Genomic DNA, 25,900 nt, shown 5'->3' on the forward strand with positions numbered 1-25,900 from the left:
CAGCCAACAAAAAGGCCGCATCATGCGGCCTTTTTTATCGACAGGGGTTCTCAAAGGTAGTGGGCGATAACCCCGAGCAGCACCAAGGCACCCACATAGTTGTTATTGAGGAACGCCTGGAAGCAGGCCTCCCGCTGGCGCTCCCGGATCAGCCGCTGCTGATAGACGAACAGCGCCGCAGCCCCCAGCAGCCCCCAGTAATAACCCGAGCCGAGCGCCATCAGCTGGCCCACCCCCAGCAGGATCAGCAGGGTTGCCAGTTGCAGCACGCCGATGATCCGCTTGTCGTGACGGCCAAACAGGATGGCGCTCGACTTGAGGCCGAGCTTGAGGTCATCGTCCCTGTCCACCATGGCATACTGGGTGTCGTAGGCGATGGTCCACAGCAGGTTGGCGAGAAACAGCAGCCAGGCCACGGGCGGCAGGGCATTGGCCTGGGCCGCATAGGCCATGGGAATGGACCAGGAGAACGCCATCCCGAGCACCAGCTGCGGGATGGGAATGAAGCGCTTCATGAAGGGATAGCAGACCGCCAGCAGCAGGCCGGCGAACGACAGGCCTATGGTGAGCGTGTTCAGGGTCAGCACCAGGGCGAACGAGATGAGCGCCAGCACGGCGAACAGGATCAGCACCTCCCGTTCGTCGACCCGGCCCATGGGCAGCGGCCGGCCGGCGGTGCGTTTCACGTGGCCGTCGAAGTTACGATCCGCATAGTCATTGATGACGCAGCCTGCCGAGCGCATCAGGAAAACCCCCACCACGAACACGGTCAAGATCCAGGGATCCGGCAGGCCGCCCGCCGCGAGACAGAGCGCCCACAGGGTCGGCCACAGCAGCAAGAGGGTGCCGATGGGCTTGTCGATGCGGGCCAACTGCACATAGGCCAGTCCCCGCTCCTTGGTTAACAGCTTCACTCCAGCTCCTTATGCGATGGCAGCGAATGAGACGATAGCGAGGGCAGGAAGAGTTCATGGACCAGCAAGGGCCACTGCCCCAGATAGAGACGAGAGCGGCGCCCCCAGACGGTGGCGGCCTGGCACCAAGGATTGCTCGCGATCTCGAAGCAGGCCAGTTGCAGGTGATCCCGCCGTGCCGGTGCATCACCGAAGATACGCTCCCCCAATGGCTGCTCCCCCAGATCCTGCAGACCGCCCGCCTGCAGCGCCGCCTCGGCAAACAGAGTCCAGCCCAGAATGGCCGGCCCATGATCACCGTGCAGGATAACCTCGCGGCAGATCCCCACGGGATCGGCAACGGCCACCAGCGTCTGCTCGTCCGCCCCCAGCGACACGCTGCGATTGCCGAGCAGTTGCACCGAGAGGTGACGATTGTAACGCCGCAGGCGCCGGGTCATGGAGTCTGCCTCCAGCAACCAGGGGCGCAGTGCCTCGGGGGGGTCACACTCTGCGGGTGCCCGCCAGGGGACGAGCTGGATCAGGGGAACAGTCAACTCGGACTTCACAGCTTCACCATCCGGAGATTTCCGTTGTCAGGTTAAAATCCGGTTTATTATCCGTAAATCAATGGCGAATTGTAAGAACATCCGTGCTTGACGGCCCCGATGGCAGCATCAAAAATGGGGCATCCGTCGCTGCCGAGCCATCTTGATGAAGATCTTCAGAATTCTGCTGGTGTTATCCCTGGGCTGTACCTTGTTGAATACCCACGCCTTCGCCAACGAGGAAGCGGCCGCCGATCCGGCCTCCGCCGCCGTCCAGCCGGGATTCGCCTATCATGCGCTGGATCCGGACATCATCACCAACTACCTCGGCGATGGCAAAACCCTGGGGTATGTACGGGTGACGGTGGAGCTGATGGCCGAAAACGCCGCCGATCTCAAGTTGCTGGAACAGCACGACCCCCTGATCCGCGACGCCATCATCCGCCTGATTGGCAGCAAGACGGGCGCCCAGATCAAGTCGCTGGTGAGTCGGGAAGAGCTGCGCAAGGAGTGCGAGGCCAAGGTCAACGAACTGCTGGTCAAAGAAACCGGCAAGAAGGTGGTACGCGAGCTCATCTTCACCAAGTATCTTTATCAGTAATGAACCGCGAGCAGGGTGCCGACCGGCAGTCTGCTCTCCCTACCGCTCCCATTCACTGTCGAGGAAGTCATCGTCATGGGCCACAAGACGCTGTGTGAATGGCGCCGTCACGAGATCCCCGCCGATCTCAAGACGCTGCGCAAGATATTGCGCAAACCCAAGTTCGTGTGCGGCAAATGCGCCCGCAGCGCCAATGACAAGGACTACCTGTGTCAGCCGTTGCGGCTGAAAAAAGAAGAGTAAAACCAATAGATTGAGTTGCTTAGTTGGCCGCCGCCTAACACGGCGTCACAGCTTGTTCTTCACCACCTTGGGATGGTACAAGTCGAGCTCGGCTGTCACTTGGCGCAATTTCGAGTCCAAATCCGCGTATGTCTCTCTGACAGACCTCAAGCCACTGGGAATGTATTCCAACTGTTTCGCCATAGCCTCCTGATGCCGCAGCAGTTCGAGATAGTGTTGTCTGAGGGAGAGCAAAGCATTCAGACGACCTATGTCATTGGCCCGCTTGGCTTCCTTCGCAGATCGGCGAGCATATAACGCTGAACATGCGGCGATGAGTGCAGCAATCATGGCCACTGTGGCGTCTACATTAATACTGAGAACTTTTTCCATACAATTAACCCAGCTTGTGGGGCCTCACTGATCGGTCCAGCCCTGGCGGCCCTGCTCGAACAGGCGACGGGCCTGAACGTCATTGGGGCAGACGCCACGGTACTCCTCCCCGGATCGCCCGGCCAGATAGAGGTGCTCCGGGCGGCAATACCAGGCCAATCCCTTCTGGCGGCCCTGCTGCCACATGGCAACGTCCACCTTGTCGCCGCACTGGGTCTGGTGGAATGCCACCCTGTCATCGGCAAACCCCAGCTTGCCATCGGCTTCCCCGACGTCGCTCCACACCTTTTCGCAGGGATCGTCCGAGTTGGAGACACAGCCCCCGAGCAGGGTGGCACAGAGCATGATGACGAGTGAGCGCATAATCATCCTTGGACGTTGTTCGAGTGGTTTATGGCGTCTCTGGCCTGACGGGCATCCCTCTTCCCACAGCGCCATTTGAGCAGTTCATTCTAACCAGAGCCTCGCGCGGCAACCAAGGGGCATGCTGCCGAACGGACAAAAAATCGGGCGGGCCACCAGGCCCGCCCTCATGCGTTACAGGGAGTCACCGATCGTCGAGGGGGTCATAGTCCTGCCAGTCCTCGTCGTCCAGCTCCTCCAGCTCGTCTTCCCAGGATTCCGGCTCCCACTCATCGTCGAGCTCGAAATCCGGCGTCTGCGTACCCATGCTCATTCTCCTTGAGTAGTGCACCGGCCTTCAAAGTCTATCCAGAAACATGAGGCTCGCCAGTGGTTCCACTCAGAGCTTCACCAGGGTACGGCCAGCCACCTGACCCAGGGTAATGGCCTCGGCGGCCTCCACCACCTGCTCCAGCCCAATCTCGGTGACCGCCTGGGCGAAGAAGCTGGCGGGCAGACCCCGCGCCAGTCGCTGCCAGGCCAGTTGACGGCGCGCCAGCGGGCACATCACCGAATCCACCCCCTGCAACCGCACGTTGCGCAGGATGAAGGGCATCACGCTGGTCGGCAGATCGAAGCCGCCCGCCAGGCCACAGGCCGCCACGGTGCCGCCATAGTTCATCTGGGCCAGCAGCTTGGCCAGCACCTGGCTGCCGACGGTGTCGATAGCACCGGCCCACAGCTGTTTCTCCAGCGCCTTGGCAGGCTCCAGCAGTTCGCTGCGCGGCACTATACGACTGGCGCCCAGCGCCGTCAGCATGGCGCCCTGCTCCTCGGGACGGCCGGTCAGGGCCGCGACGCGATAACCCAGCGCGGACAGCAGGGCGACGGCGGTGGTGCCCACTCCGCCCGCCGCCCCTGTCACCAGGATCTCGCCACTCTCGGGGATTATGCCCGCCTCTTCCAGCGCCAGCACGCAGAGCATGGCGGTCAGACCGGCGGTGCCGATGCACATGGCCTGCCGCTCATCCAGCCCGGCCGGCAGCGGCACCAGCCAGTCGGCCTTGACCCGCGCCTGTTCGGCCATGCCGCCCCAGTGTCCTTCCCCCACACCCCAACCGGTCAGTACCACCTTGTCACCGCTCTGGTAGCGGCTGTCGGCCGACTCCAGCACAGTGCCGACGAAGTCGATACCCGGCACCAGCGGCCACTGGCGCACTATCTTGCCCTTGCCGGCGATGGCCAGCCCGTCCTTGTAGTTGAGGGAGCTGTAGCTCACCGCCACCCGCACCTCCCCTGCCGGCAGCTGGCTCTCGGCCAGCTGGGTCAGCGTTGCCTTGGTCTTGCCATCTTGGTTGTCCAGTAACAGAGCCTTGAACATGCTTGCCTCTCAATGTTGTGGCGTCACCCATCAGGTGCTTTGACGCCTTTGCAGTTGAAAATCCAGGGTCAGGGCCAGGCCGGCCACCGTCTCGCCTGCCAGCTGACGCAGGATGAGATCGGCGGCCTCCTGGCCCATCTGGTGATAGGGGATCCTGACCGAGGTGAGCGCCGGATAGCAGGCCCGCGCCACATCCAGATCGTCGAAACCGGCGATGGCGAGCTTGCCCGGCACGCTCAGGTGGCGGCGTTGACATTCAAATAGCACGCCCGCCGCCAGCTCATCATTGACGCATACCAGCGCATCCAGCTCGGGCCAGCGCAGCAGAAATTCTCCCAGCATGGCGGCCCCGGTGCTGAAACTCGGCAGCTCGGAGGTGTTGATGATGGCATCGGGGGAGAGGTAATTGTCCAGCAGTGCCTTCTGCCACCCCTGCATGCGCTGTTGCAGCATCCACTGCTCCTGACGGGCGCAGAGAAAGCCGATGTTGCGATAACCGCGCTCGATCAGGTGGCGGGTCAGCTGATAGCCGGCGTCGAAGTTGGAGACCCCCACATTCATGTCGATGGGTTGGCGCGCCATGGCACCCACCTCCACCACCGGTAGCCGGGCAGCCTGCAGCCGTGTGCGTATGGTTTCGCCAGGATCGCCGCCAAACAGCACCACGGCGGCCGGATTGTGTTGCAGGAAGTTGTTGAGCAGGCTCTCTTCCTGCCGCTTCAGGTGCTGGGCGTCCCCCAACATGATCTGGTAGCCCTCGGCGAGCAGGGTCTGCTGCAGACCCGCTATCATGTCGCCGCAGCCGCGCTCGGTCAGACTGGGCACGATCACCACTATGGTCTGGGAGGTGGCGGAAGCCAGCGCCCCCGCCGCCCGGTTGGGGATATAGCCAAGTTCATCCACCGCAGCCTCGATGCGCTCGCGCATCTTGTCCGACACCAGCTCCGGGGTACGCAGGGCGCGCGACACCGTCATGGCCCCCACGCCGGCCAACTGGGCCACTTCGTTGAGGGTCACCCGACCCGTGCTACGGCGCTTCTTCGCTTCTGACATCCTTTCCCTTCCTCGGCATGGGGGTACTCACTTTAAGGCAAAAGTGCGGCACTGACTATTTGCTCAAACCGGATTTTACCTCCTTCGAGCGGGTGACAGGGCAAGATGAATCCCTCTCATAGCAGAAATGATAGCGCTATCACACTTCAGTGTTAGCGCTATCTGGTAGCGCTAACTTTCGCGATCAGGCTCACAGTTATCAGCCGGCGAGATCGCTAGATTGGCGCCATCTCATCCAGCCCGGACATTGCCATGCTGACCCAATTGCTGACCGAGGAGGTCATTTCCATCGAAGCGGGCGCCCGCGACTGGCGCCATGCCATCGAGCTCGCCACCGCCCCTCTGCTGGCCAACGGCACCATAGAGCCATCCTATGTGGCGGCGCTGTTTCGTTCCCACGAGGAGCTCGGCCCCTACTACGTGCTGGGCCCGGGCCTGGCCATGCCCCACGCCCGCCCTGAAGATGGCGTCAACCGCCTGGGGCTGGCACTGACCGTGCTGAAGGAGGGGGTCAACTTCGATTCCGAGGGCAATGACCCGGTCCGGCTGCTCATCACCCTGGCCGCCAGCGACGGCAACTCCCACGTGGAGACAATCGCCCAGTTGGCCGAGCTGTTCATGAATGAAGAAGATGTGGCGGCCATCATGGCGGCCGACACCAAAGACGACATTTTGCGCATCCTGGCGCGTTACTGAGTGGCGCCCAGCGCCTGACAGAGGAAGAGACAATGAAAATTCTGGTTGTATGCGGACACGGCCTGGGCACCAGCCTGATGATGGAGATGAGCATCAAGAGCATCCTCAAGGAGCTGAGCGTCACCGCCGAAGTGGATCACAGGGATCTCGCCTCCGCCGGCAGCGAAACCGCCGAGATGTTCGTGGCCACCCGCGACATCGCCGAGCAGCTCATCAGCATGGGAGTCAATGGCCGACTGGTGTCCCTGGACAACATGGTCGACAAGGCTGCCATGAAAGAGAAGCTCTCCATCGCCCTGCGCGAACTGGGCGCTCTCTAACCTCGATATGACTGCCTGGGCGGCCTGTAGGCCGCCGCTTCCATCTGCTTGGAGCTGACCATGGAATTTTTCAATTTTCTGATGTTTGACGTGCTGTCGGAGCCCGCCGTGCTGGTCGGCCTGATCGCCCTCATCGGCCTGATAGCACAGAAGAAACCCGTGACCGAGTGCATCAAGGGCACGGTCAAGACCATCATGGGCTTCGTCATCCTAGGGGCCGGCGCCACCCTGGTGGTGAACTCGCTGGGCGACTTCGCCACCATCTTCCAGCACGCCTTCGGCATCAAGGGGGTGGTCCCCAACAACGAGGCCATCGTCTCCATCGCCCAGCAGTCGTTCGGCAAGGAGATGGCGATGATCATGTTCTTCGCCATGCTGGTGAACATACTGATCGCCCGCCTCACGCCGTGGAAATTCATCTTCCTGACCGGTCACCACACCCTCTTCATGTCGATGATGGTGGCGGCCATTCTCTCCGCCGGTGGCATGAGCGGCGTCCCGCTGATCGCGGTGGGCAGCCTGGTGGTCGGCGTGACCATGGTGCTGTTCCCGGCCCTAGCCCACCCCTACATGAAGCAGATCACCGGCTCGGACGACGTGGCGCTCGGCCACTTCTCTACCATCTCCTACGTGCTGGCCGGCTGGATCGGCGCCAAGTTCGGCAACAAGGCCCACAGCAGCGAAGAGGTGCAGGTGCCCAAGAGCCTGCTGTTCCTGCGCGACACCCCGGTGGCCATCTCCTTCACCATGGGCATCATCTTCCTCATCACCTCCGCCTTCGCCGGCCCCGAGTTCGTTAACAGCGTTGCCAAGGGCAAGCACTGGTTCATGTTCTCCCTGATGCAGTCCATCACCTTCGCCGCCGGTGTCTACGTCATCCTGCAGGGTGTGCGCATGGTCATCGCCGAGATAGTGCCTGCCTTCAAGGGGATTTCCGACAAGCTGGTGCCCAACGCCAAACCGGCGCTGGACTGCCCCATCGTCTTCCCCTACGCCCCCAATGCGGTACTGATCGGCTTCCTGTCGAGCTTTGCCGCTGGCCTGGCGGGCATGGTGCTGCTCTATCTGCTGGGACTGACCGTCATCATCCCGGGCGTGGTGCCGCACTTCTTCGTCGGCGCAGCGGCCGGGGTGTTCGGCAATGCCACTGGTGGCCGTCGCGGCGCCCTGCTCGGGGCCTTCGCCAACGGCCTGCTGATCACCTTCCTGCCGGTGTTCCTGTTGCCGGTGCTGGGGGATCTCGGCTTTGCCAACACCACCTTCAGCGATGCTGACTTCGGCGTGGTGGGCATACTGCTGGGCCTGATAGTGCGCTGATGGCACTTCGTCCAGGCAGTCAGCAGGCGCGGTCTATGGGCCGCGCCTGTTGTTTGCAGCAACCCCACCACATCGACGCCGAAAATATGTGCAAACACAGTGCGTTGGATCGGATTTTCAGCCCACAGCGGCAGCATCTGACGGGGGAGTGCGATATGCTGGTGCGCTGACGTTCCACCCCGACCTCACCCGAGGCCTCTTCCATGAAATACCTGGTAGTACAAACCAAACAGATAGGAGATGTGCTGATCTCCACCGCACTGTGCAACAACCTCAAACAGCACGACCCCGCCGGGGAGGTTCACTATCTGGTCATGGATTACTGCGCGGGGATGGCGGAGGGGAATCCCAACATAGATCGCTTGATCGTCATCGAGAAATCGCGCCGCAACGAGTGGCGCTACATGAAAGAGTTGCTGCTGGACATTCGCCGCGAGCGCTACGACGTGGTGATCAACAGCCAGGGTCAGATGATAGGTCTGCTGACCTGCCTGCTGTCCGGCGCCCGCTTGCGGATCGGGTTTGACTCCTTCCCCTGGCGGCTCGGCCACAACCGCATCGTCCGCTTTCGACATGACACCGAACATCAGGGTAACAGCACCCTGGTGGATGACAGATTCTCGCTGCTAAAACCCCTCGGTCTCACCAAGGAGGATCGCAACTACTATCTCTGGCTGAGTGATGAGGAAAAGCAACGGGGACGGGAGACCCTGCAGGCCGCCGGCATAGATCCGGGCAGGCCGCTGATCGCCATGGGGGTCAACTCCCTTGGGCACTACAAGCGCTGGCCCATCGACTGTTTCGCCGAGGTCGCACGCTGGCTGATAGAGCAACACGACGCCCAGATCCTGATCTACTGCGGGCCGGGGGAGGAAGCGTACAACCGCAGCCTGAAGCCCTTGCTGCCCGCCGCGCTGCAAGCCAACGTGTTTGACCATGTCCAGACCCGTTCGGTACGGGAGCTGGCAGGACTTATCGCCCACTGCCAGCTGTTCGTCGGCAACGACACTGGCCCGCGGCATATGGCGCAGGCGCTGGATATCCCGCTGCTGACCATAGTCTCTCCCCTGGGACACTCCGCCATTGCCAACCCCGTCTCTCATCCCCGCTATCGATTCATCGATACCAGTCACCAAGATCCCGAGCAGGAAGTCCTGGCCGTTCAACGACAGTTGAGCATGCTTTGGGACGAAGTGGCATCACCCCATGGCAAACCAGAAGCGTCGGCATCCAACCCTATGTCCGTCGGGTAACCGGGTGACGGACCGCGTCAGGCCATCACTTCCTCAGACGGAAGAACTCCTTCTGCCACTCATAGAGATATCCGGACCATCCCTTGGCCTTGGCTCTCAGGAAGATAAGGCCGGATGAACGCTTCCAGCTGTGCTGGAACCAGTGCGTCATATAGCGCTCCGCGGCGGGCTCAAAATGAATGGCTTCCCCCTGATAGTTGTAAAAGTAATGAACCGGGGCGATAAGGGCGGCATCGCCGGACTGCGCCAACTTCTCTGACACCAGTCTGGTCATGATCTCGGGCCCCATGTACATGGGGGAGGACATGATCTCCTCTTCATAGAACCGCACCAGCTCGGACAACATGGCGGAATCCTGCCTGGCGTAGATGACAGCGGTGCCGATCAGCCGATCGGATTCGTACCCAGCACCAAAGGCCACTGACTCGAAGAGCGGGAAGGGATCCTGGTTGATGGTGACATCGGTATCCAGATAGAGGCCCCCTTCCTGGGTGAGGATCTTGAGGCGCAGGTAATCGGTCACGAAGGCCAGCAAGCCCCGTTGGTAGCACTCCCGGGCAAAGGTGCACTCCTGGATCCAGCGCTTTATCTGCGGGTCCGTATCCAGCCACAGCTTGTAGTCGTAACCCTGCTTTCGCCAGTCGTCGATACACACATGCGCCAGGGGCGGCAGCCGGTTGCCCAACCAGATGGCATGAATGGTTTTATTGGTCGCGCTCATGACTTGCCCCCACAGTGCTTCACGTTCCACAGCGTCATTCTTATGAACCGGTAGAAGCGGTACAGTTCACGGGTCAATTTGAATCCCAGCGGCACCTTCTTCAGTTCAACCTGATTCTGGATGTCACTGCCCATGTCCCGCGGGCTGTAGATGGCATAGGGGATAAGGCCGGTGCAGATGAGCCCGGTGCGATAGGACTCACCGATGAAGTTGTCGACCGAGCAGAGCCACCGCTGACTGTGGGCCAGCAAACGGCGGGCTCCCTGGGGAGAGATGCTGTACCCCGTGGTCCAGCAGGAGTTGTTGTGCCAGAACATCAGCTGCATGTTGTCTATGGTGGTCAATGCGGTGGCCGACCCGACCTGCGGCTCCACCTTCACATACTCATACTGCTCATGAACCTTCGGCAGGGTCTTCAACACCTCTTCAAAGTACTGGGTAGGCAGGAAATCATCTTCCAGAATAAGGATGGGTTCATTGAGTTCGACACACTTTTCCCACAACAGGAAGTGGCTGGCATAACAGCCTTTTTCCCCGGGGGTCAGGGGCCGACTCCTGAAACGGATCCTGTGCTGGTCATCCGGCAACGCCTGCAACCGTTCGGGGAGACCTTCAAAGCCATTCACGGCACTGAAGAACTCGAATTCGATGCCTCTGGCCGCCAGGACGGACTCGACGCGACGACGCCGCTCGACGGCCCTATCCAGGCTAATGACGTAAATTTTCATGAGCTTCCTTTGCAAACCGATTCAGTTCCCCATGCAGTGCAACCGAGTAGATGGCGCCCATGAAGACGCTAAATACCCACTGCCCGGAGCGCATGTAGAAAAAGGATTCAAAGTTGTTGATGATGAGCCAGTAGATGATGAAAGAGATGGTCAACATCTTGATGAAACGCGAAGAGAGCGAACAGAACAGCACCTGACGGACCACGGTGAAGAGTGTGCCATACAGCACCATGAATCCGGCAATGCCCCAGCACACCAGGGTCTCCATGTTGGAGTTGTGCAGGTGACGGAACTCCCGGGTGATGAAATCCGGCAGAGTCTTGGACAGGGTAATGACCAGTGATTGACTGCCATATCCTGTGCCGAAGAGCGGGTGTGCCAGGAACCACTGGATGGCCTCGAGCCAGGTCTTCAATCTCACCCCTATGCTGACGTCCCGTACCTCGTTCCAGTTGCCCGTCAATATGGCATGCATATCCCCTTGATGCACAAAGCCCGACAACACCCTCTCCCTGATGAACGAGACCTGATAGAGGGCCAGCATGGTCAGCAGCAACATGGCGTAGGTCATTACCACCTTGCGGGTTGGCCAATGTTCGCCATCCCCCAGCAGAGGGAGAATCGCGAGCGATACCGAGATGGCCAGCCAGGACTGTCGGGATTGCAGAATAATGGAGAAAACGCCGAACAGCACTATGCCGAGCAGGATCCCGGCATTGGCCAATGACAGCTTCTTGAATCTTGAGGTGAGCAGCAACAGGACGAAAAACAGAAAGCAGGCGCCCGCGATCAAAGAGCCATGCTGGGCATTGCGGTAATTGAAATCCACCCTAGCGCCGTCGAGCCCCGTCTCGAAGATGGAGAAAAAGGCCGAGTGGTAGGCAAAGGTGAAGACCACCCCGACGCAGAAGGTCAACAAGGTGATAACGATGCGGCGCGGCTCCCCTTTCAGCCAGTAGGCGAGACCGAGGAAGAAGAACAGATAGGCCATCGACTTTACCGAAGGGTACTTGAGGGCATAGTCATGGACATAATATCGGGATGACGCCCAGCTCAGGCACTGCACCACCACGGCCAGACAGAGCAGTTGAAAGACTCTGTTTTTGATGAAAAAAGCTCTATCCACATAGAAGGCCAGCAAGGTAGCGAAGACGATGATGGTCTGGCAGACATCGGCGATCAGCTGTATCGAATCCTTGAACAGGGTGTAACCCAGAATATTCAGGAAGATGAAGTTGCCAAACGCCTTGCCATGAAAAAAGCCGAGAAAATCGTGATTCGTCGACAGGGTCTGATCTTTCATCCAGGACAATGTGTATTTTCCCATCAAGATTTTCTGAACACATAGTTGCCACGGATCTTGCGCCACAACCCGAACATGTCGGTGCGGGGGAAGATGGCGATCCGACGGATCTGAAGCGGATCCTGGTGCATGGCCCTGGGGCCGCTGTTGGTGGCCACAGCATAACGGTAGCCAGCCACATCGGCCTGGGCTTTCGCGCTCTCGTTCAGATCCCCGTAAGGGTAGGCAAACGACAGCAGCGAATGGCCGAGCAGTTGCTCCAACCGTTCCTTGTTGGTCCTGATCTCGTACTCCTGCTGCGCGGGAGCCAGCGTGCTGAGGCGCGGATGTGTCAGGGTATGACCCCCAACCTCCACGTGACCGGAGGCCACCAGCGCCTTGATCTCATCGCCACTCATCAGTGCCACCGGGGTATCGGGATGGGTCGGGTGTTCCACATCCCAACGATTGTGATCCTCGCCGGTCACTATGTATACCACGGCTTTGTAACCATATTTTTCGAGCACAGGCAGCATGCGAGTGAGGTTGTCCCGATAACCGTCGTCGACGGTGATCATCAGGTACTTCTTGCCGTATTGCAGGCGGTGGATGAAGCCCTTGTCCGCCAGATCCGCGAACGTCAGCGTCTCGTAACCGAGCCACTTCATCAACTTGAGATGTTTCTCGAACATGGCGACGGGCAGCCAGGTGCCATGCACCCCCTTTTCGCTCTCCTGCTCGATGAAGCGGTGATACATGATGACCGGCATTTCCCGGCGCAGCGTTTCCACCACGGCATCCTGATAGATGGACTCCAGTCCGGTGACGACCCCTTGCAAGTCATACTCTTGCAAAATCCGCTGACGCAGACTACCCGGCACGCTCTTGCTCGCCAGGGCTGAGGCAATCTGCCCCTTCAGCGCGGCAAAATCGATCGCCAGATCCTGGGGCCCTATGTCGCCGAAGTTGCTGGCCAACGCCTCGTCCAGATTCTGTTCAGTCACCAGCCCGATGGCCTTGGCCTCGCCGATGGCAAACGCCGGACGGCCGCACAGCAGGGCTTCCATCGCCACCCGGCCGGCGCCGATCACCAGATCGCACTGTGCCAACAGGGCGGGCACATCATCCACATAGCCGACGAAGTCGACCTTGTCCTGGAAGCGGGCAAAGCGCTCCGGCACCTTGGTGCCGCTGACGACTCGGACTTGGCAGGCGTCCAGATCCAGCACCTCGTCCAGCAGACGATAGCAGAGCTCTCCCTTGGGGCCGCTCAGTCGACCTATGATGGCGATCACCGGCTTGGGATTCTCCGGCGCAGGCACAGGCTGGAATTTGTCGGTTTCGATACCATTGCGCAGCACCTGCACGATCGCAGGGTCGACCCCCAGATTGTCGATAATCTGGCGGGCGATATCTTCGCACACCGCCACCGCCCGATAGCCGAGGGCATGGAAGGCCTTGCGGGAGGCATGCACCGGCTGACGACCATGAACTGTGGTTATCATGGGGGTGCCGGTCAGCTTGCAGGCCACATAGCTGCTCCAGCCGGAGGCGCGGGAGTGGGCATGGACCAGCTGGATGTGGTGCTTCCTGATGAGATAGATGAGGTAAAACACATGCCAGAAGCGGCGCAGTATGCTGCGTTTGTTGAACCTCAGCTTGAATACGGGCCCTTGCGTGGGCTTGGTCAGGGTATCTGACACGTAAAAGACGTTGTGACCACGCCGGGTCAGCTCGTTGCCGACCGTGGTGGCATAGACCTCAGCTCCCGTGACTTCGAGCTGGGAGAGTGCCATCAATATGTTCATGCAAGCGCATCCGATCGACGGGCGGCCAGGGCCGCCCGTCAGAGGGGGATCAAGCCCGGTTCAACCAGGCCATGTAATCGGCCACGCCTTCGGCCACTGTCTTGAACTCGCCGTCATAACCGACGCCGCGCAAACGGGTGAGATCTGCCTGGGTGAAGCTCTGGTAGCGACCCTTGAGGTGATCCGGGAAAGGGATGTACTCGATGGCGCCTTGCTGGTGATGCTTGATCACGGCCTCGGCCACGTTCTGGAACGGCTCGGCCCGGCCGGTGCCGCAGTTGAAGATGCCGGAGTGCTGCGGGTTCTGCCAGAACCAGAGGTTCACCTTGCAGACATCGTCCACATAGATGAAGTCGCGCATCTGGCCGCCGTCCGGGAAGCCGTCACAGCCCTCGAACAGCTTGGGATTGTCCCCCTGCTTCACCTGGTTGTTGAGGTGGAAGGCGACGGAGGCCATGGAACCCTTGTGCTGTTCGCGGGGACCGTAGACGTTGAAGTATTTCAGACCCACAACCTGGGAGTCGATCTCCGGCAGCCAGCGGCGCACGTATTGATCGAACAGCTGCTTGGAGTAGCCATAGACGTTCAGCGGCTGCTCGAACTTGGGATCTTCGATGAAGTTGTCGTTGCGACCACCATAGGTCGCGGCGGAGGAGGCATAGATGAAGGGAATTTCCCGCTCGATGCAGTAGTGGAACAGATCCTTGGAGTACTCGTAGTTGACCTCCATGATGAACTTGCCGTTCCACTCGGTAGTCGCGGAGCAGGCACCTTCGTGGAAGATCACCTCGATGCCGCCATCCCACTCTTCAAACTCGTCACCGGAGACGATCCGCGCCTGGAACTCGTCCTTGTCCATGTAGTCGGCGATGGTGAGATCGACCAGGTTGACGAACTTGGTGCCGTCGGTCAGGTCGTCGATGACCACGATATCGGTCCGTCCTTGAGCGTTCAGCTGCTTGACCAGATTGCTGCCGATAAAGCCAGCACCGCCAGTTACTACGATCATGGAGTTTGCCTCGCGTACGTTGATGGCCCCGTGTGACTGCCTGTTAAAGCTGTGTATAGTGGGCCAATTTGAAATTGCCGAAAAGTTTATCACGGGCCGCCAGGGGATTCGACCTCGGCGCACAGGGCCCGGCAGAGGGATCAGCGATGAAGACCAGAGACAGGATCATCCACAGCGCCACCGAGCTGTTCAACGATCAGGGTGAACGCAACATCACCACCAACCACATTGCCGCCCATCTCGGTATCAGCCCGGGCAACCTTTATTACCACTTCCGCAATAAAGAAGACATCATCCACTCCATCTTCGATCAATACGCCCGTCACCTGAGCGAGAGCTTCACCCCGGCCCGCAGCCACGAGATCAAGCTGGAAGATCTGATGGGTTATCTGGATGCCATCTTCTATCTGATGTGGCAGTTCCGCTTCTTCTACGCAAATCTACCGGACATCCTCAGTCGCGACGAACCCTTGCAGCACAAATACCTCAAGGCTCAGGAGCAGCTGCGCGCCGCCGTGGAGGCGCTGCTCAGAAGCCTGCGCGAGGGCGGCATCATAGACGTCAGCGACGAAGACCTGCCCGACCTTGGCCAGACCATAAAGATGGTCGTCACCTGCTGGATCCCGTTCCAGATAGCCCAGGCACCCGCCACCCGCATCACCAAGCCCTTGCTTTATCAGGGCGTCTTGCGGGTGCTCTTCCTGCTGCGCCCCTATGTGCAGCCCCAGGTGCTCGCCCAGATCCGCCAACTGGAGCAGCACTACCACCAACTGGCCCAACCAGCAGGGTGAGATCTGTTTCACAATTGTTGAATATCAGCATAAAAATTTGAATTGGTGCGCAGCGATTGCAGTAAAATGTTGCCCATTCCAGGGTCTGTCGACGTTTCGTCACGACCGCGACGACGTCAGTCCGTGCGCCTCGCACGGCCCAAGATCCTGATAACACAGTCGACACAGTCAATGAGGACCGAGGATGTCTAACGGATTCTATCGTCACCTGGCCGAACAGCTCGAACAGGTCAAGGCGGAAGGGCTATACAAGCAGGAACGCATCATCACCTCGGCTCAGCAGGCCCAGATTGCAGTGGGTGGCGAGCAGGTTCTGAACTTCTGTGCCAACAACTACCTGGGGCTGGCCAACCACCCTGACCTCATCGCCGCCGCTCATCAGGGGCTCGACAGCCACGGTTTCGGCATGGCCTCGGTGCGCTTCATCTGCGGCACCCAGGATCAGCACAAGGCGCTGGAGCAGAAGCTGTCCGCCTTCCTCGGCACCGAGGACAGCATCCTCTACTCCTCCTGTTTCGATGCCAATGGCGGTCTGTTCGAGACCCTGTTCGGCGCCGAAGACGCCATCATCTCCGATGCACTCAACCACGCCTCCATCATCGACGGCGTGCGGCTGTGCAAGGCCAAGCGTTATCGCTACGCCAACAACGACATGGCCGAGCTGGAAGCCCAGCTCAAGCAGGCCAATGCCGACGGCGCCCGCTTCAAGCTGATCGCCACCGACGGTGTCTTCTCCATGGATGGTGTCATCGCCGATCTCAAATCCATCTGCGATCTGGCGGACAAATATGACGCCCTGGTGATGGTGGATGACTCCCACGCGGTGGGCTTCATCGGCGAGAACGGCCGTGGCACCCACGAATATTGCGGCGTGCTGGACAGGGTCGACATCATCACTGGCACCCTGGGCAAGGCGCTCGGCGGCGCCTCCGGCGGCTATACCTCTGGCAAGAAAGAGGTGATCGACTGGCTGCGTCAGCGCTCCCGTCCCTACCTCTTCTCCAACTCCCTGGCTCCCTCCATCGTCTCGGCCACCATCAAGGTGATCGACATGCTGGCCGACGGCCACGCGCTGCGCGCCCAGTTGAAAGAGAACAGCGAGTACTTCCGCACCCGGATGAGCGCCGCCGGCTTCACCCTGGCCGGTGCCGATCACGCCATCATTCCGGTCATGCTGGGAGATGCCAAGCTGGCCGCCGAGATGGCGAGCCGCATGCTGGCCGCCGGCATCTACGTGGTGGGCTTCTCCTTCCCCGTGGTGCCCAAGGGCCAGGCCCGCATCCGAACCCAGATGTCTGCCGCCCATACCCGCGAGCAGCTGGACAAGGCCATCGATGCCTTCATCCGCATCGGCCGCGAGCTCGGTGTGATTTGATCACATGGCTAGCTGATTAAAACGGGGGCCAAGGTTGGGCCCCATTTTATTACCCTCTGTACCCGGCACAGCGCCGTGAGGAATCTGTCATGAAAGCACTCTCCAAACTCAAATCCGAAGCCGGCATCTGGATGACGGACGTCCCGGCTCCCGAGCTCGGCCACAACGATCTGCTGATCAAGATCCGCAAGACCGCCATCTGCGGCACCGACATGCACATCTACAACTGGGATGAGTGGGCCCAGAAGACCATTCCGGTGCCCATGGTGGTCGGTCACGAGTATGTGGGAGAGGTGGTCGCCGTCGGCCAGGAAGTGCGCGGCTTCGCCATCGGTGATCGCGTCTCCGGCGAAGGCCACATCACCTGCGGCCACTGCCGCAACTGCCGCGCCGGTCGCACCCACCTGTGCCGCAACACCATAGGGGTCGGCGTCAACCGCCCGGGCTCCTTCGCCGAATACCTGGTGATCCCGGCCTTCAACGCCTTCAAGTTGCCGGACAACATCCCCGACGAGCTGGCCGCCATCTTCGATCCGTTCGGTAACGCCGTGCACACCGCCCTCTCCTTCGATCTGGTGGGTGAAGACGTGCTCATCACCGGCGCCGGCCCCATCGGCATCATGGCTGCCGCCGTCTGCCGCCATGTGGGCGCCCGTCACGTGGTGATCACCGACGTCAACGAATACCGGCTGGAGCTGGCCCGCAAGATGGGCGCCACCCGCGCCGTCAACGTGGCCAAGGAGCAGCTCTCCGACGTGATGGCCGAACTCGGCATGACCGAAGGCTTCGACGTGGGGCTGGAGATGTCCGGCGTGCCCAGCGCCTTCCAGGACATGATCGACAAGATGAACCACGGCGGCAAGATCGCCATGCTCGGCATCCCCCCCTCCACCATGGCCATCGACTGGAACAAGGTGATCTTCAAGGGACTGTTTATCAAAGGGATCTATGGCCGCGAGATGTTCGAGACCTGGTACAAGATGGCCAGCCTCATCCAGTCTGGCCTGGACCTCAGCCCCATCATCACCCATCACTTCCACATCGATGACTTCCAACAGGGCTTCGAAGCCATGGGGTCAGGCAAGTCTGGCAAGGTGATCCTGAACTGGGATTGAGAAGCCTGGACAACGGCTTGTGGATGTCAGGTGCGAAGGCCCGGTCCGGCACCGGGATCCTGAGTGGAGACAAGTCAGCCTTTTTCACGGCTGATTGCAAAAACCCGGCGAAAGCCGGGTTTCTTTTTGCTCTTGCCTTGCCTGCGGCCACTGCCGCCGCAGAAACTTTGTTCGCAGATTGCTTAACACTTCACACACAAGCGTTTAAATGCCTGTAACTATTCGGTTATAATCCCGTCGTTTTCTAGGGATAATAAGAGCCTGCTGGGAGTACATGAGCGTGTTGAAAAAACTGAGCTATTTGCTGGCTGCCGGGATGGCTGCCGCCACCCTGTCCGGCGCCGTCTTTGCCGCCGATGAGATGTCGACGGAAGCCATCGCCGAGCGCATAGCACCGGTCGGTCAGGTCTACACTGCCAAGGATCTGGAAGGCATTGCGACGGCCGCGGCCGCCCCGGCTGCTGCCTCGTCCGGTCCCCGTGATGGCGAGACCGTGTTCAAGGGCGCCTGCTTTGCCTGCCATGATACCGGCGCGGCCGGTGCGCCCAAGCGCGGGGACAAGGCCGCCTGGGAACCACGCATTGCCCAGGGGTTCGAGACCCTGCGCAAGCATGCCATCGAAGGCTTCACCGGCAAGGCTGGCATGATGCCGGCACGGGGAACCTGCGCAGCCTGTAGTGACGAAGAGATCGAAAACGCCATTCACTACATGATCGACAAGCTCTAAGTGGTTGAAAGGGCTCCTATTGCGGCCCTTTAAATCCAATCACTTCCGACTACGCTTGTAGGTGAGCTAATTCGGGAGTGTTGCATGTCAGTCCAGCCCCTCACACCGCCAGATCCCCCCCCCTTGCTGGCGGTCGTTTCTTCCATCATGGATTTTCCCGCGCCCGGCATCGCCTCACCTGAGGACTACGCCAGGCTGGTACAGCAGCTGGGCAGACTCTGCCCCCTGCAGCACTTTGCCATGCTGGGGCTGGCCGATGGGGGCCTGCACTGGTTGTATGAGCATCAGCTGCCCGAGACATTCAAGCAGCAACTGGGACGTGAAGAGCCCCGTCTTACCGAACAGCTCACCCGGCTGGATGAACAGCAGGGATGGTGTGTGCAGGCGGTGGAGCACTATGAGGTGCAATGGTTGCTGGCCCGCGGCGCCCCCGAGCAGACCCCGACCCTGAGACTGTTGCTGGAGTGTCTGGCCAAGCGCCTGCACGAAACCCAGACCGGTACCCAGCTGGCAGGACAAGCCTCCCCCCTCATGCAGCGGGATCCTCACTGGCAGCAGAAGATAGAAAAGATCGGCCGCATCATGCGGTTGGCCCACAATCTGCCGCAGCATGCCCTGTTTTCCCAGCTGGAGGCGGTGCTGCGCCAGATGCTGGCCGTCAATGACATGCTGCTGATCCGCCTCGACAACCAGCGACTGGAGAGACTCTATCCGACACGGCTCACCTACGATGATGACGTCATCAGGGGCCTGTGCCACAGCACCAACTGCATAGAGCGCAGCGAGGCCGGATTGTTCTGGTACAGCCTGCCTCTGCGTCAACAACAGCAGTATTTTGCCCACCTCCTCATCAACACGACCCAACCGCTGGAAACCGATGACAGGCTGTTCCTCGACTTCCTGCGCCACCAGTTGACCCTGCTGCTGGAACTCAAGAGAGTCAGGCAGCAGCTGGATGAACTCAACTCGGAGGAGTCCATCAACCAGCGGCTCCAGCAACTGCGCCAGACCAACTTGCGGTTGCAGAAACGACTCAGACACCATCAGGAACTGGAGCGGCGACTCCAGTTCAATGCACTGCACGATCCGCTGACCCAGTTGCCGAACCGGGCCCTGCTGATGAATCACCTCCATCATGCCATGACCCGCTATCGCCGTTATCAGACGGCCGGCTTTACCCTGATCTTCGCCGACGTAGACCATTTCAAACAGGTCAATGATGCCTTGGGCCACAGTGCCGGCGACCAGTTGCTGCTGGAGTTGGGCAAACGCCTGCAGAGCTGTATCCGGCAAAATGACATGGTGGCCAGGCTCGGGGGCGACGAGTTCGTCATCTATCTGGACAACAGTCAGCAGGAGGAGGACGTCAGCCCGGTGCTCAACCGCATTGTAAGCCGCATCGCCCACCCGTTCCGGCTTCAGGGCAATGAGCTGACCGTTACCGTCAGCCTGGGGGTGGCCAGCGTCTCGGAGCAGACCACGGACATCAGCGAGCTGCTGCACCAGGCCGATCTCGCCATGTACCAGGCCAAGCGCAATGGCCGCAGTCGCATCGTCATGTATTCCGACGCCTGCATGGAGCACTCAGGCTCGCCGGAGGAGCGGCTGTTCAGGGCCTTGCGGGAAGGACGGATTGTCCCCTATTTCCAGCCGGTGATCAGGCTGTGTGACAGCCGCTTGGTCGGTCTGGAGGTGATGGCGCGCTGGATCACGGAGGAGGGGGAACTGAAAGATGCCTTCGACTTCATTCCTCTGGCCGAGCAGTGCGGCCTCATTCAGGATCTGGATCGCCAGATCCTCAGACGCACCTGCCAGCAGTTGAAGAGCTGGCTGCAGCTCTCGGGCGGCGGCCGCTTCAAGATATCGCTCAACCTGTCCGGCAAGCACCTGGCCAACCGCGAGCAGATCATGGCGCTTGTTCACATCATGGAGGAAGAAGGGGTGATACCCGGCTACTTCATCTTCGAATTCAACGAGCGGGAGCTCTCCAGGCAGAGTGCCGACTCCCTCACCTCGCTCCATGAACTCAGGGCCAATGGGATCCAGATCAGCCTCGACGACTTCGGAACCGGCTTTTCTTCCCTCAATGCCCTGTTCCACTTCCCGGTGGACTACATCAAGGTGGATGACAGCTTCACCCATCGCATGCTGAACTCCCCCAAGGATCTGGCGCTGATCCGCGCCATGCGGGACATCTGTCAGGATCTCGACTTCACTCTGGTGGTCGAAGGCATCGAGAACCAGCAGCAGTTGCAAAAGCTGATCGAACTGGGCTGCGCCCAGGGACAGGGGCGCCACATCTCCCCGCCCCTGCCAGGATCCGACATCATACCGCTGCTCACTCAGGCAGACCCACCGGCCGAGTCCTCCCTCAATCCTTCTTGAACAGCGCTCTCAGGTTGGCGACCCCGACCTGCCCCTTCTGCTGGCGCTCCTCGGCGCTTACCTTCTTCTGGTTTTCCCACTCCAGGTCGTCCTGGGGCAGCTCCAGCAGGAAGCGGCTCGGCTCCGGCCGCACCGACTCGCCGTACTGGCGGCGCTCCTTGCAGAGGGTAAAAGTCAGTTCGGTCTGGGCCCGGGTTATACCCACATAGGCGAGGCGCCGCTCCTCCTCCACGTTGTCCTCGTCGATGCTGGTCTGGTGAGGTAGCAAGCCCTCCTCCATGCCCACCATGTAGACGTAGGGAAACTCCAGCCCCTTGGAGGCGTGCAACGTCATCAGCTGCACCTGATCCGCATCGTCCTCCCCCTCGTTGCGCTCCATCATGTCGCGCAGGGTGAGGCGAGTGACCACTTGGGCAAGCGTCATGGCCTCCTCCAGCTCGTCCCCCTCCAGCATTTCGGTGATCCAGCGATAGAGGGTGGAGACGTTCTGCATCCGCATCTCCGCCGCCTTCGGGCTGGGGGAGGTCTCGTAGAGCCACTCCTCGTAGTGGATCTCCTTGATCATGTCCCGCACCGCCTCCACCGGGTTGCCGCGCAGCGCCTGATCACCGAGCCGCACCAGCCAGTTGGTAAAGGCCTGCAGGGCCACCAGTCCGCGACCAGACAGGTGCTGCTCCAGCCCCAGTTCGAAGCTGGCGGCAAACAGGCTCTTGCCGCGCTGGTTGGCGTACTGCCCCAGCTTCTCGAGGGTGGTGGGGCCGATTTCCCTGCGCGGCAGATTGACCACCCGCAGGAAGGCGGTGTCCTCATCCGGATTCACCAGCAGCTTGAGGTAGGCCATGATGTCCTTGATCTCGGTGCGGGAGAAAAACGAGGTGCCGCCCGAGATGCGATAGGGGATGCGGTTGGTCATCAGAGCCTTCTCGAAGATGCGCGACTGATGATTGCCCCGATAGAGGATGGCGTAATCCTTGAATCGGGTGCGGTTCATGAACTTGTGCCCCATCATCTCGGCAGCGATCCGCTCCGCCTCGTGCTCCTCGTTCTTGGCGAACAGCACCTTGACCGGCACCCCGTAGTCGAGCTCGGAGAAGAGCGCCTTGTCGAACACATGGGGGTTGTTGGCAATCAATATGTTGGCGCATTTGAGGATGCGCCCCTTGGAGCGGTAGTTCTGTTCCAGCTTGATGAGTTTGAGGCTGGGGAAATCCTCGTTCAGCAGCACCAGGTTCTGCGGCTTGGCACCGCGCCAGGAGTAGATGGACTGGTCATCGTCCCCCACCACGGTGAAGCGGGCACGCTCGCCGACAATCTGCTTCACCAGCTCATACTGGCTGGTGTTGGTGTCCTGATACTCATCGACCAGCAGGTAGCGGATCTTGTTCTGCCAGCGGGTCCGCACCTCCTCGTTGTTCTTCAGCAGCAAGGTCGGCATCACGATGAGGTCGTCAAAATCCAGCGCGTTGTAGGCCACCATCTGACGGTGGTAACGCTCATAGAGCTGAGCCATCAGCACCTCTTCCGGCCCCCGGGCGATGCGCATGGCCCGCGCCGGCAGGATGAGGTCGTTCTTCCAGTTGGAGATTTGGCTGATAAGGGCCGACAGCTTGTCCTTGTCGTTGTCGAGCTCCGCCTCGGTCAGCTCTTTCAGCAGCGCCAGCTGGTCGGTGTCGTCGAACAGGGAGAAGTTCGCCTTGAGATTCAGGCTCTTGTGCTCGCGACGTATGATGTCGAGCCCCAGGGTATGGAAGGTGGAGACCATGAGCCCCCGCGCCTCCTTGCGACCCAGGGTCTGGCCGACCCGCTCCTTCATCTCCCGCGCCGCCTTGTTGGTGAAGGTCACAGCCGCGATGTTGCGGGCGTTGTAGCCGCACTGCTGCACCAGATAGGCGATCTTGTTGGTGATGACGCGGGTCTTGCCCGATCCGGCCCCCGCCAGCACCAGGCAAGGGCCGGAGACAAACTTGACCGCTTCGTTCTGATTGGGGTTGAGCTTCATGGGCCGGATCTCTTGGCTTATGATGAGGGGCGGCATTGTAACAGAGATCCCGCGGGCAGCCGAAACCGGACACAGGATCCCGCCACTTCGCCTTGTGTTTGCCCGTCATTTTCCGGATCATGGCCGACTTTTCCAGAGGAGATGAGGGGAGCATGAATCAGCAACAGCACGCCCAATTGCGTAGCCAGTTTCCGGCCCTGGCGCAGGAGGTGAACGGCCACCCTCTGATCTATCTGGACAACGCCGCCACCACCCAGAAGCCCCAGGCGGTGCTGGACGCCATCGCTCACTACTATCGGGCCGACAACGCCAATGTGCACCGCGCCGCCCATGCCCTGAGCGGCCGCGCCACCCGCGCCTTCGAGGCAGCCCGCGAGACGGTCGCCCGCTTTATCAATGCGCCCCGCAGCCACGAGGTGATCTGGACCCGCGGCACCACCGAGGCGATCAATCTGGTGGCCCAGAGCTGGGGCATGAGCGAACTCAAGGTAGGGGACGAGATCGTCCTCAGCACCCTGGAGCACCACGCCAATATTGTCCCATGGCAGTTGATTGCAGAGCGTACCGGCGCCCTTATTCGGGCCATTCCGCTGGATAAGCGCGGGGATCTGGATATGGAGGCTTACCTGGCGATGCTGGGGTCGCGCACCCGGCTGGTGAGCGTGGCCCATGTCTCCAATGCCCTCGGTACCGTCAATCCGGTCACCCGGATGGTGGCCGCCGCCAAGGCGGTTGGCGCCCTGACCCTGATCGACGGCGCCCAGGCGGTGGCCCACCTCGAGGTAGATGTACAGACCATAGGCTGCGACTTCTACGCCTTCTCCGGTCACAAGCTCTACGGTCCGACCGGCATCGGCGTGTTGTGGGGCAGAACCGAATTGCTGGAGCGGATGCCGCCCTGGCAAGCGGGGGGCGAGATGATCGACAAGGTCAGCTTCAGCGGCACCACCTTCAATACCCTGCCCTTCAAGTTCGAAGCGGGGACCCCCCATATCGCCGGGGCCATTGGCCTGGCTGCCGCCATCGACTTTATCAGGACTCAAGACAGGTCTGCCCTGGTGCGCCACGAACAGGCACTCACCGACCATCTGATCGCTGGCCTGCGGCAGGTGCCGGGCCTGCGCCTCATCGGGGAACCAGCACAACGGGCCGGCGCCGTCTCCTTCCTGCTGGACGACATCCACCCCCAGGATGCCGCCACCCTGCTCGACATGCAGGGCATAGCGCTGCGAGTCGGCCATCACTGCGCCATGCCGTTGATGGAGAGCTTAGGGATCGGCGGTACCATGCGCGTGTCCCTGGCCTGCTACAACAATCGGGATGACGTGGATACCCTGCTGGCGGCCCTGTACAAGTTAAGTGACTTCTTCTAAGGCAGACAACCGAATGAGTGACCTCGCAAGCTATACCCAGATTGGCCTTGAGCCCAATGCTGACAGCATCCGCCAACAGTTTGCCGCCGCTCACGGCTGGGAGAACCAGTACCGGCTCATCATCCAGCTCGGCAAGCTGTTACCCACGCTACCCGGCGAATGGCAGCAGGAGGCATTCCGTCTCAAGGGATGTGAAAGCCAGGCCTGGTTGAAGGGAGAACAAAGCGAGGATGGCCGCTGGCACTTTGCCTGTGATTCCGATGCTCGTATCGTGCGGGGCCTTATCGTCATCGTGCTGGCGGCGCTCAACCACCAATCGTCTGCGGCGATCCAGGCTTTTGATATGGAAGGGTATTTCACCGAACTCGGGCTTGAGAAACACTTGAGCCCGTCACGGGGCAACGGGCTCAGGTCGATCGTGTTGGCGATCCGGGAACAAGCGGTCTAACCCGCCTTGTTCAGTGGTCGATCAGGCTTCGCTAATCGACCCTACCTCTCCATTCCCGGCCTCTTTCTCGGCGCGGGCACCCCGCTCGGCAATCTTCTTTAATACCCGGGACGCGGCAACCAGCCCAAAGGTTGCCGTCACCGGCGTCACGGCGCCAAAACCTGAGGCGCAATCCATCTTCATGTTGCCATCGCTGGCCGCCTTGGCCTGACAGGTGCCACCATTGCCATCGGGATAACTCAGCTGCTCGGTTGAGAAGACACACTCAACCCCGAACTTTCGCGCCGGATTCTTGCTGAAGTTGTGCAACCGGCGCAGGTCGGATCGCACCTTCGCAGCCAACGGATCCTGAATAGTCTTGGCCAGATCGGCCACGGTGATCTGGGTCGGATCCATCTGCCCACCGGCACCACCCGCCACAATCACCGGAATCTTGTTGCGTTTGCAGAAGGCAATCAGCGCCACCTTGGCCTTGACCGAATCGATGGCATCCACCACATAGTCAAACTCCCGTTTGATATGCTCGGCCAGGTTGTCGGCGGTGACGAAGTCATCCACCTCGATCACCTCGCAGTCGGGGTTGATGGCGCGGATGCGCTCGGCCATGACTTCTGTCTTGAGGCAGCCGACCGTGCCCTGCATGGCATGGATCTGACGATTGGTGTTGGTGATGCAGATGTCATCCATGTCGATCAGGGTGATCTGGTTGATGCCGGCACGGGCCAGCGCCTCCGCCGCCCAGGAGCCGACCCCGCCTATCCCCACCACGCAGACTTTCGCCTGGCTGAAGGAACCGAGCGCGCGTTGACCATAAAGACGGGCAATGCCCCCGAATCGCTGTAGATATTCTGCTTTCATACCACCACCTTGCTTGAGGGCGGCCATTATAGCGGCAACGACGGCCAGCGGCGATCATCAGATGATGACGGTGTTGATGCGAGGGGGAAATGAGTGCGGCGTCGGCATGCTTGAAACGAAAAAAAGCCCAGTCGTGAGACTGGGCTTCTTGTTAGTGGCGGAGCGGACGGGACTCGAACCCGCGACCCCCGGCGTGACAGGCCGGTATTCTAACCGACTGAACTACCGCTCCGCTGTCTGGTTAGCTTTTTGCTAAATTGTC

General features: G+C 60.5%; 27 protein-coding genes and 1 tRNA gene. 13 read left to right on the forward strand and 15 right to left on the reverse strand.

Going from position 1 to position 25,900, the window contains the following annotated elements:
• Window positions 1-50: 50 nt before the first annotated feature.
• Together ubiA and ACB039_RS18735 are read right to left on the reverse strand one after the other, a co-directional pair.
• The gene (gene ubiA, locus ACB039_RS18730; protein ID WP_270824828.1) at window positions 51-914 is read right to left on the reverse strand and encodes a 4-hydroxybenzoate octaprenyltransferase; all 864 of its coding nucleotides are present in this window, start codon (window positions 912-914) and stop codon (window positions 51-53) included.
• The gene (locus ACB039_RS18735) at window positions 911-1,462 is read right to left on the reverse strand and encodes a chorismate lyase (protein WP_270824829.1); all 552 of its coding nucleotides are present in this window, start codon (window positions 1,460-1,462) and stop codon (window positions 911-913) included. The genes ubiA and ACB039_RS18735 overlap by 4 nt, the downstream gene beginning before the upstream one ends.
• A 145-nt stretch (window positions 1,463-1,607) precedes the next feature.
• On the opposite strand from ACB039_RS18735, the gene ACB039_RS18740 reads away from it, so the two are divergent.
• Together ACB039_RS18740 and ACB039_RS18745 are read left to right on the forward strand one after the other, a co-directional pair.
• The gene (locus ACB039_RS18740; protein ID WP_290070676.1) at window positions 1,608-2,042 is read left to right on the forward strand and encodes a flagellar basal body-associated protein FliL; all 435 of its coding nucleotides are present in this window, start codon (window positions 1,608-1,610) and stop codon (window positions 2,040-2,042) included.
• A 75-nt stretch (window positions 2,043-2,117) separates the two neighbouring features.
• Window positions 2,118-2,285, forward strand: coding sequence for a hypothetical protein (locus tag ACB039_RS18745; protein ID WP_371166201.1), 168 nt, complete (start codon window positions 2,118-2,120; stop codon window positions 2,283-2,285).
• Window positions 2,286-2,330: 45 nt separating this feature from the next.
• Here ACB039_RS18745 and ACB039_RS18750 read toward each other — a convergent pair whose 3' ends face one another.
• From ACB039_RS18750 to ACB039_RS18770, 5 genes are all read right to left on the reverse strand, one after another.
• Entirely contained in the window at window positions 2,331-2,657 is a 327-nt protein-coding gene (locus ACB039_RS18750; protein WP_371166202.1) for a hypothetical protein, read from the reverse strand.
• 24 nt (window positions 2,658-2,681) lie between these two features.
• Entirely contained in the window at window positions 2,682-3,026 is a 345-nt protein-coding gene (locus ACB039_RS18755; protein ID WP_371166203.1) for a DUF2799 domain-containing protein, read from the reverse strand.
• Between the two features lie 178 nt (window positions 3,027-3,204).
• Entirely contained in the window at window positions 3,205-3,327 is a 123-nt protein-coding gene (locus tag ACB039_RS18760) for a hypothetical protein (RefSeq protein ID WP_081934617.1), read from the reverse strand.
• Between the two features lie 72 nt (window positions 3,328-3,399).
• A complete protein-coding gene (locus ACB039_RS18765; protein WP_371166204.1) occupies window positions 3,400-4,380 on the reverse strand; it encodes an MDR family oxidoreductase in 981 nt (326 codons plus the stop codon).
• Window positions 4,381-4,410: 30 nt separating this feature from the next.
• A complete protein-coding gene (locus ACB039_RS18770; RefSeq protein WP_371166205.1) occupies window positions 4,411-5,433 on the reverse strand; it encodes a LacI family DNA-binding transcriptional regulator in 1,023 nt (340 codons plus the stop codon).
• Between the two features lie 252 nt (window positions 5,434-5,685).
• Between ACB039_RS18770 and ACB039_RS18775 the strand changes: the two genes are divergently transcribed.
• The 4 genes from ACB039_RS18775 to ACB039_RS18790 all read left to right on the forward strand — a co-directional run bounded on the left by ACB039_RS18775 (window position 5,686) and on the right by ACB039_RS18790 (window position 9,019).
• Window positions 5,686-6,129 (forward strand): PTS sugar transporter subunit IIA, encoded by a 444-nt coding sequence (locus ACB039_RS18775; protein WP_043132639.1) that lies wholly within the window; start codon window positions 5,686-5,688, stop codon window positions 6,127-6,129.
• A 32-nt stretch (window positions 6,130-6,161) separates the two neighbouring features.
• A complete protein-coding gene (locus tag ACB039_RS18780; RefSeq protein ID WP_043132641.1) occupies window positions 6,162-6,449 on the forward strand; it encodes a PTS sugar transporter subunit IIB in 288 nt (95 codons plus the stop codon).
• Between the two features lie 60 nt (window positions 6,450-6,509).
• Window positions 6,510-7,766 (forward strand): PTS ascorbate transporter subunit IIC, encoded by a 1,257-nt coding sequence (locus ACB039_RS18785; RefSeq protein WP_371166206.1) that lies wholly within the window; start codon window positions 6,510-6,512, stop codon window positions 7,764-7,766.
• Window positions 7,767-7,969: 203 nt separating this feature from the next.
• Window positions 7,970-9,019 carry a glycosyltransferase family 9 protein gene (locus ACB039_RS18790; protein WP_371166207.1) on the forward strand — a complete coding sequence of 350 codons (1,050 nt, stop codon included), beginning with the start codon at window positions 7,970-7,972 and terminating at the stop codon, window positions 9,017-9,019.
• Between the two features lie 25 nt (window positions 9,020-9,044).
• Here the strand turns inward: ACB039_RS18790 and ACB039_RS18795 are convergent, their stop codons facing one another.
• From ACB039_RS18795 to rfaD, 5 genes are read right to left on the reverse strand one after another with little or no spacing between them, the layout of a single operon-like run.
• Entirely contained in the window at window positions 9,045-9,740 is a 696-nt protein-coding gene (locus ACB039_RS18795; RefSeq protein ID WP_043132643.1) for a glycosyltransferase family 32 protein, read from the reverse strand.
• Complete coding sequence (locus tag ACB039_RS18800) at window positions 9,737-10,468, reverse strand: glycosyltransferase family 25 protein (protein ID WP_182786949.1); 732 nt, start codon at window positions 10,466-10,468, stop codon at window positions 9,737-9,739. The genes ACB039_RS18795 and ACB039_RS18800 overlap by 4 nt, the downstream gene beginning before the upstream one ends.
• On the reverse strand, window positions 10,449-11,771 hold the full coding sequence (locus ACB039_RS18805) for an O-antigen ligase family protein (protein ID WP_371166211.1): 1,323 nt from the start codon (window positions 11,769-11,771) through the stop codon (window positions 10,449-10,451). Before ACB039_RS18805 ends, ACB039_RS18800 begins: the two co-directional genes overlap by 20 nt.
• Window positions 11,772-11,794: 23 nt before the next feature.
• Window positions 11,795-13,558, reverse strand: coding sequence for a polysaccharide deacetylase family protein (locus ACB039_RS18810; protein WP_371166208.1), 1,764 nt, complete (start codon window positions 13,556-13,558; stop codon window positions 11,795-11,797).
• Window positions 13,559-13,607: 49 nt separating this feature from the next.
• Window positions 13,608-14,567, reverse strand: coding sequence for an ADP-glyceromanno-heptose 6-epimerase (gene rfaD / locus ACB039_RS18815; RefSeq protein WP_025325251.1), 960 nt, complete (start codon window positions 14,565-14,567; stop codon window positions 13,608-13,610).
• A 146-nt stretch (window positions 14,568-14,713) separates the two neighbouring features.
• Between rfaD and ACB039_RS18820 the strand changes: the two genes are divergently transcribed.
• From ACB039_RS18820 to ACB039_RS18840, 5 genes are all read left to right on the forward strand, one after another.
• Window positions 14,714-15,358 (forward strand): TetR/AcrR family transcriptional regulator, encoded by a 645-nt coding sequence (locus ACB039_RS18820; protein ID WP_043132651.1) that lies wholly within the window; start codon window positions 14,714-14,716, stop codon window positions 15,356-15,358.
• 184 nt (window positions 15,359-15,542) lie between these two features.
• Window positions 15,543-16,733, forward strand: a complete 1,191-nt coding sequence (locus tag ACB039_RS18825; protein ID WP_043132653.1) for a glycine C-acetyltransferase — start codon at window positions 15,543-15,545, stop codon at window positions 16,731-16,733.
• 89 nt (window positions 16,734-16,822) lie between these two features.
• Entirely contained in the window at window positions 16,823-17,848 is a 1,026-nt protein-coding gene (gene tdh / locus ACB039_RS18830) for an L-threonine 3-dehydrogenase (protein ID WP_161506725.1), read from the forward strand.
• Between the two features lie 274 nt (window positions 17,849-18,122).
• Window positions 18,123-18,575 (forward strand): cytochrome c5 family protein, encoded by a 453-nt coding sequence (locus ACB039_RS18835; RefSeq protein ID WP_043132658.1) that lies wholly within the window; start codon window positions 18,123-18,125, stop codon window positions 18,573-18,575.
• A gap of 84 nt (window positions 18,576-18,659) precedes the next feature.
• Complete coding sequence (locus tag ACB039_RS18840) at window positions 18,660-20,960, forward strand: putative bifunctional diguanylate cyclase/phosphodiesterase (protein WP_371166209.1); 2,301 nt, start codon at window positions 18,660-18,662, stop codon at window positions 20,958-20,960.
• Here ACB039_RS18840 and rep read toward each other — a convergent pair.
• Window positions 20,947-22,959 (reverse strand): DNA helicase Rep, encoded by a 2,013-nt coding sequence (rep, locus tag ACB039_RS18845; RefSeq protein ID WP_171272981.1) that lies wholly within the window; start codon window positions 22,957-22,959, stop codon window positions 20,947-20,949. The genes ACB039_RS18840 and rep overlap by 14 nt on opposite strands.
• Window positions 22,960-23,111: 152 nt before the next feature.
• Between rep and ACB039_RS18850 the strand changes: the two genes are divergently transcribed.
• Both ACB039_RS18850 and ACB039_RS18855 read left to right on the forward strand, forming a co-directional pair.
• Window positions 23,112-24,332: a cysteine desulfurase gene (locus ACB039_RS18850; RefSeq protein WP_171272980.1), complete on the forward strand. Its 1,221-nt coding sequence runs from the start codon at window positions 23,112-23,114 to the stop codon at window positions 24,330-24,332.
• 13 nt (window positions 24,333-24,345) lie between these two features.
• Window positions 24,346-24,780, forward strand: a complete 435-nt coding sequence (locus ACB039_RS18855; protein ID WP_171272979.1) for a SufE family protein — start codon at window positions 24,346-24,348, stop codon at window positions 24,778-24,780.
• A 21-nt stretch (window positions 24,781-24,801) separates the two neighbouring features.
• Here ACB039_RS18855 and tcdA read toward each other — a convergent pair whose 3' ends face one another.
• Window positions 24,802-25,638: a tRNA cyclic N6-threonylcarbamoyladenosine(37) synthase TcdA gene (gene tcdA, locus ACB039_RS18860; protein ID WP_171272978.1), complete on the reverse strand. Its 837-nt coding sequence runs from the start codon at window positions 25,636-25,638 to the stop codon at window positions 24,802-24,804.
• A gap of 155 nt (window positions 25,639-25,793) precedes the next feature.
• A tRNA-Asp gene (locus ACB039_RS18865) sits at window positions 25,794-25,870 on the reverse strand.
• Between the last annotated feature and the right edge of the window lie 30 nt (window positions 25,871-25,900).

The sequence above is a fragment of the Aeromonas sp. S2(2024) genome (genome assembly GCF_041402505.1).
GTDB lineage: Bacteria > Pseudomonadota > Gammaproteobacteria > Enterobacterales > Aeromonadaceae > Aeromonas > Aeromonas media.

Coding starts and splice junctions, on each gene's coding strand:
- ACB039_RS18740 (WP_290070676.1), top strand. CDS start 1,608: ATGAAGATCTTCAGAATTCTGCTGGTGTTATCCCTGGGCTGTACCTTG.
- ACB039_RS18745 (WP_371166201.1), top strand. CDS start 2,118: ATGGGCCACAAGACGCTGTGTGAATGGCGCCGTCACGAGATCCCCGCC.
- ACB039_RS18750 (WP_371166202.1), bottom strand. CDS start 2,657: ATGGAAAAAGTTCTCAGTATTAATGTAGACGCCACAGTGGCCATGATT.
- ACB039_RS18755 (WP_371166203.1), bottom strand. CDS start 3,026: ATGATTATGCGCTCACTCGTCATCATGCTCTGTGCCACCCTGCTCGGG.
- ACB039_RS18760 (WP_081934617.1), bottom strand. CDS start 3,327: ATGGGTACGCAGACGCCGGATTTCGAGCTCGACGATGAGTGGGAGCCG.
- ACB039_RS18765 (WP_371166204.1), bottom strand. CDS start 4,380: ATGTTCAAGGCTCTGTTACTGGACAACCAAGATGGCAAGACCAAGGCA.
- ACB039_RS18770 (WP_371166205.1), bottom strand. CDS start 5,433: ATGTCAGAAGCGAAGAAGCGCCGTAGCACGGGTCGGGTGACCCTCAAC.
- ACB039_RS18775 (WP_043132639.1), top strand. CDS start 5,686: ATGCTGACCCAATTGCTGACCGAGGAGGTCATTTCCATCGAAGCGGGC.
- ACB039_RS18780 (WP_043132641.1), top strand. CDS start 6,162: ATGAAAATTCTGGTTGTATGCGGACACGGCCTGGGCACCAGCCTGATG.
- ACB039_RS18785 (WP_371166206.1), top strand. CDS start 6,510: ATGGAATTTTTCAATTTTCTGATGTTTGACGTGCTGTCGGAGCCCGCC.
- ACB039_RS18790 (WP_371166207.1), top strand. CDS start 7,970: ATGAAATACCTGGTAGTACAAACCAAACAGATAGGAGATGTGCTGATC.
- ACB039_RS18795 (WP_043132643.1), bottom strand. CDS start 9,740: ATGAGCGCGACCAATAAAACCATTCATGCCATCTGGTTGGGCAACCGG.
- ACB039_RS18800 (WP_182786949.1), bottom strand. CDS start 10,468: ATGAAAATTTACGTCATTAGCCTGGATAGGGCCGTCGAGCGGCGTCGT.
- ACB039_RS18805 (WP_371166211.1), bottom strand. CDS start 11,771: ATGAAAGATCAGACCCTGTCGACGAATCACGATTTTCTCGGCTTTTTT.
- ACB039_RS18810 (WP_371166208.1), bottom strand. CDS start 13,558: ATGAACATATTGATGGCACTCTCCCAGCTCGAAGTCACGGGAGCTGAG.
- rfaD (WP_025325251.1), bottom strand. CDS start 14,567: ATGATCGTAGTAACTGGCGGTGCTGGCTTTATCGGCAGCAATCTGGTC.
- ACB039_RS18820 (WP_043132651.1), top strand. CDS start 14,714: ATGAAGACCAGAGACAGGATCATCCACAGCGCCACCGAGCTGTTCAAC.
- ACB039_RS18825 (WP_043132653.1), top strand. CDS start 15,543: ATGTCTAACGGATTCTATCGTCACCTGGCCGAACAGCTCGAACAGGTC.
- tdh (WP_161506725.1), top strand. CDS start 16,823: ATGAAAGCACTCTCCAAACTCAAATCCGAAGCCGGCATCTGGATGACG.
- ACB039_RS18835 (WP_043132658.1), top strand. CDS start 18,123: ATGAGCGTGTTGAAAAAACTGAGCTATTTGCTGGCTGCCGGGATGGCT.
- ACB039_RS18840 (WP_371166209.1), top strand. CDS start 18,660: ATGTCAGTCCAGCCCCTCACACCGCCAGATCCCCCCCCCTTGCTGGCG.
- rep (WP_171272981.1), bottom strand. CDS start 22,959: ATGAAGCTCAACCCCAATCAGAACGAAGCGGTCAAGTTTGTCTCCGGC.
- ACB039_RS18850 (WP_171272980.1), top strand. CDS start 23,112: ATGAATCAGCAACAGCACGCCCAATTGCGTAGCCAGTTTCCGGCCCTG.
- ACB039_RS18855 (WP_171272979.1), top strand. CDS start 24,346: ATGAGTGACCTCGCAAGCTATACCCAGATTGGCCTTGAGCCCAATGCT.
- tcdA (WP_171272978.1), bottom strand. CDS start 25,638: ATGAAAGCAGAATATCTACAGCGATTCGGGGGCATTGCCCGTCTTTAT.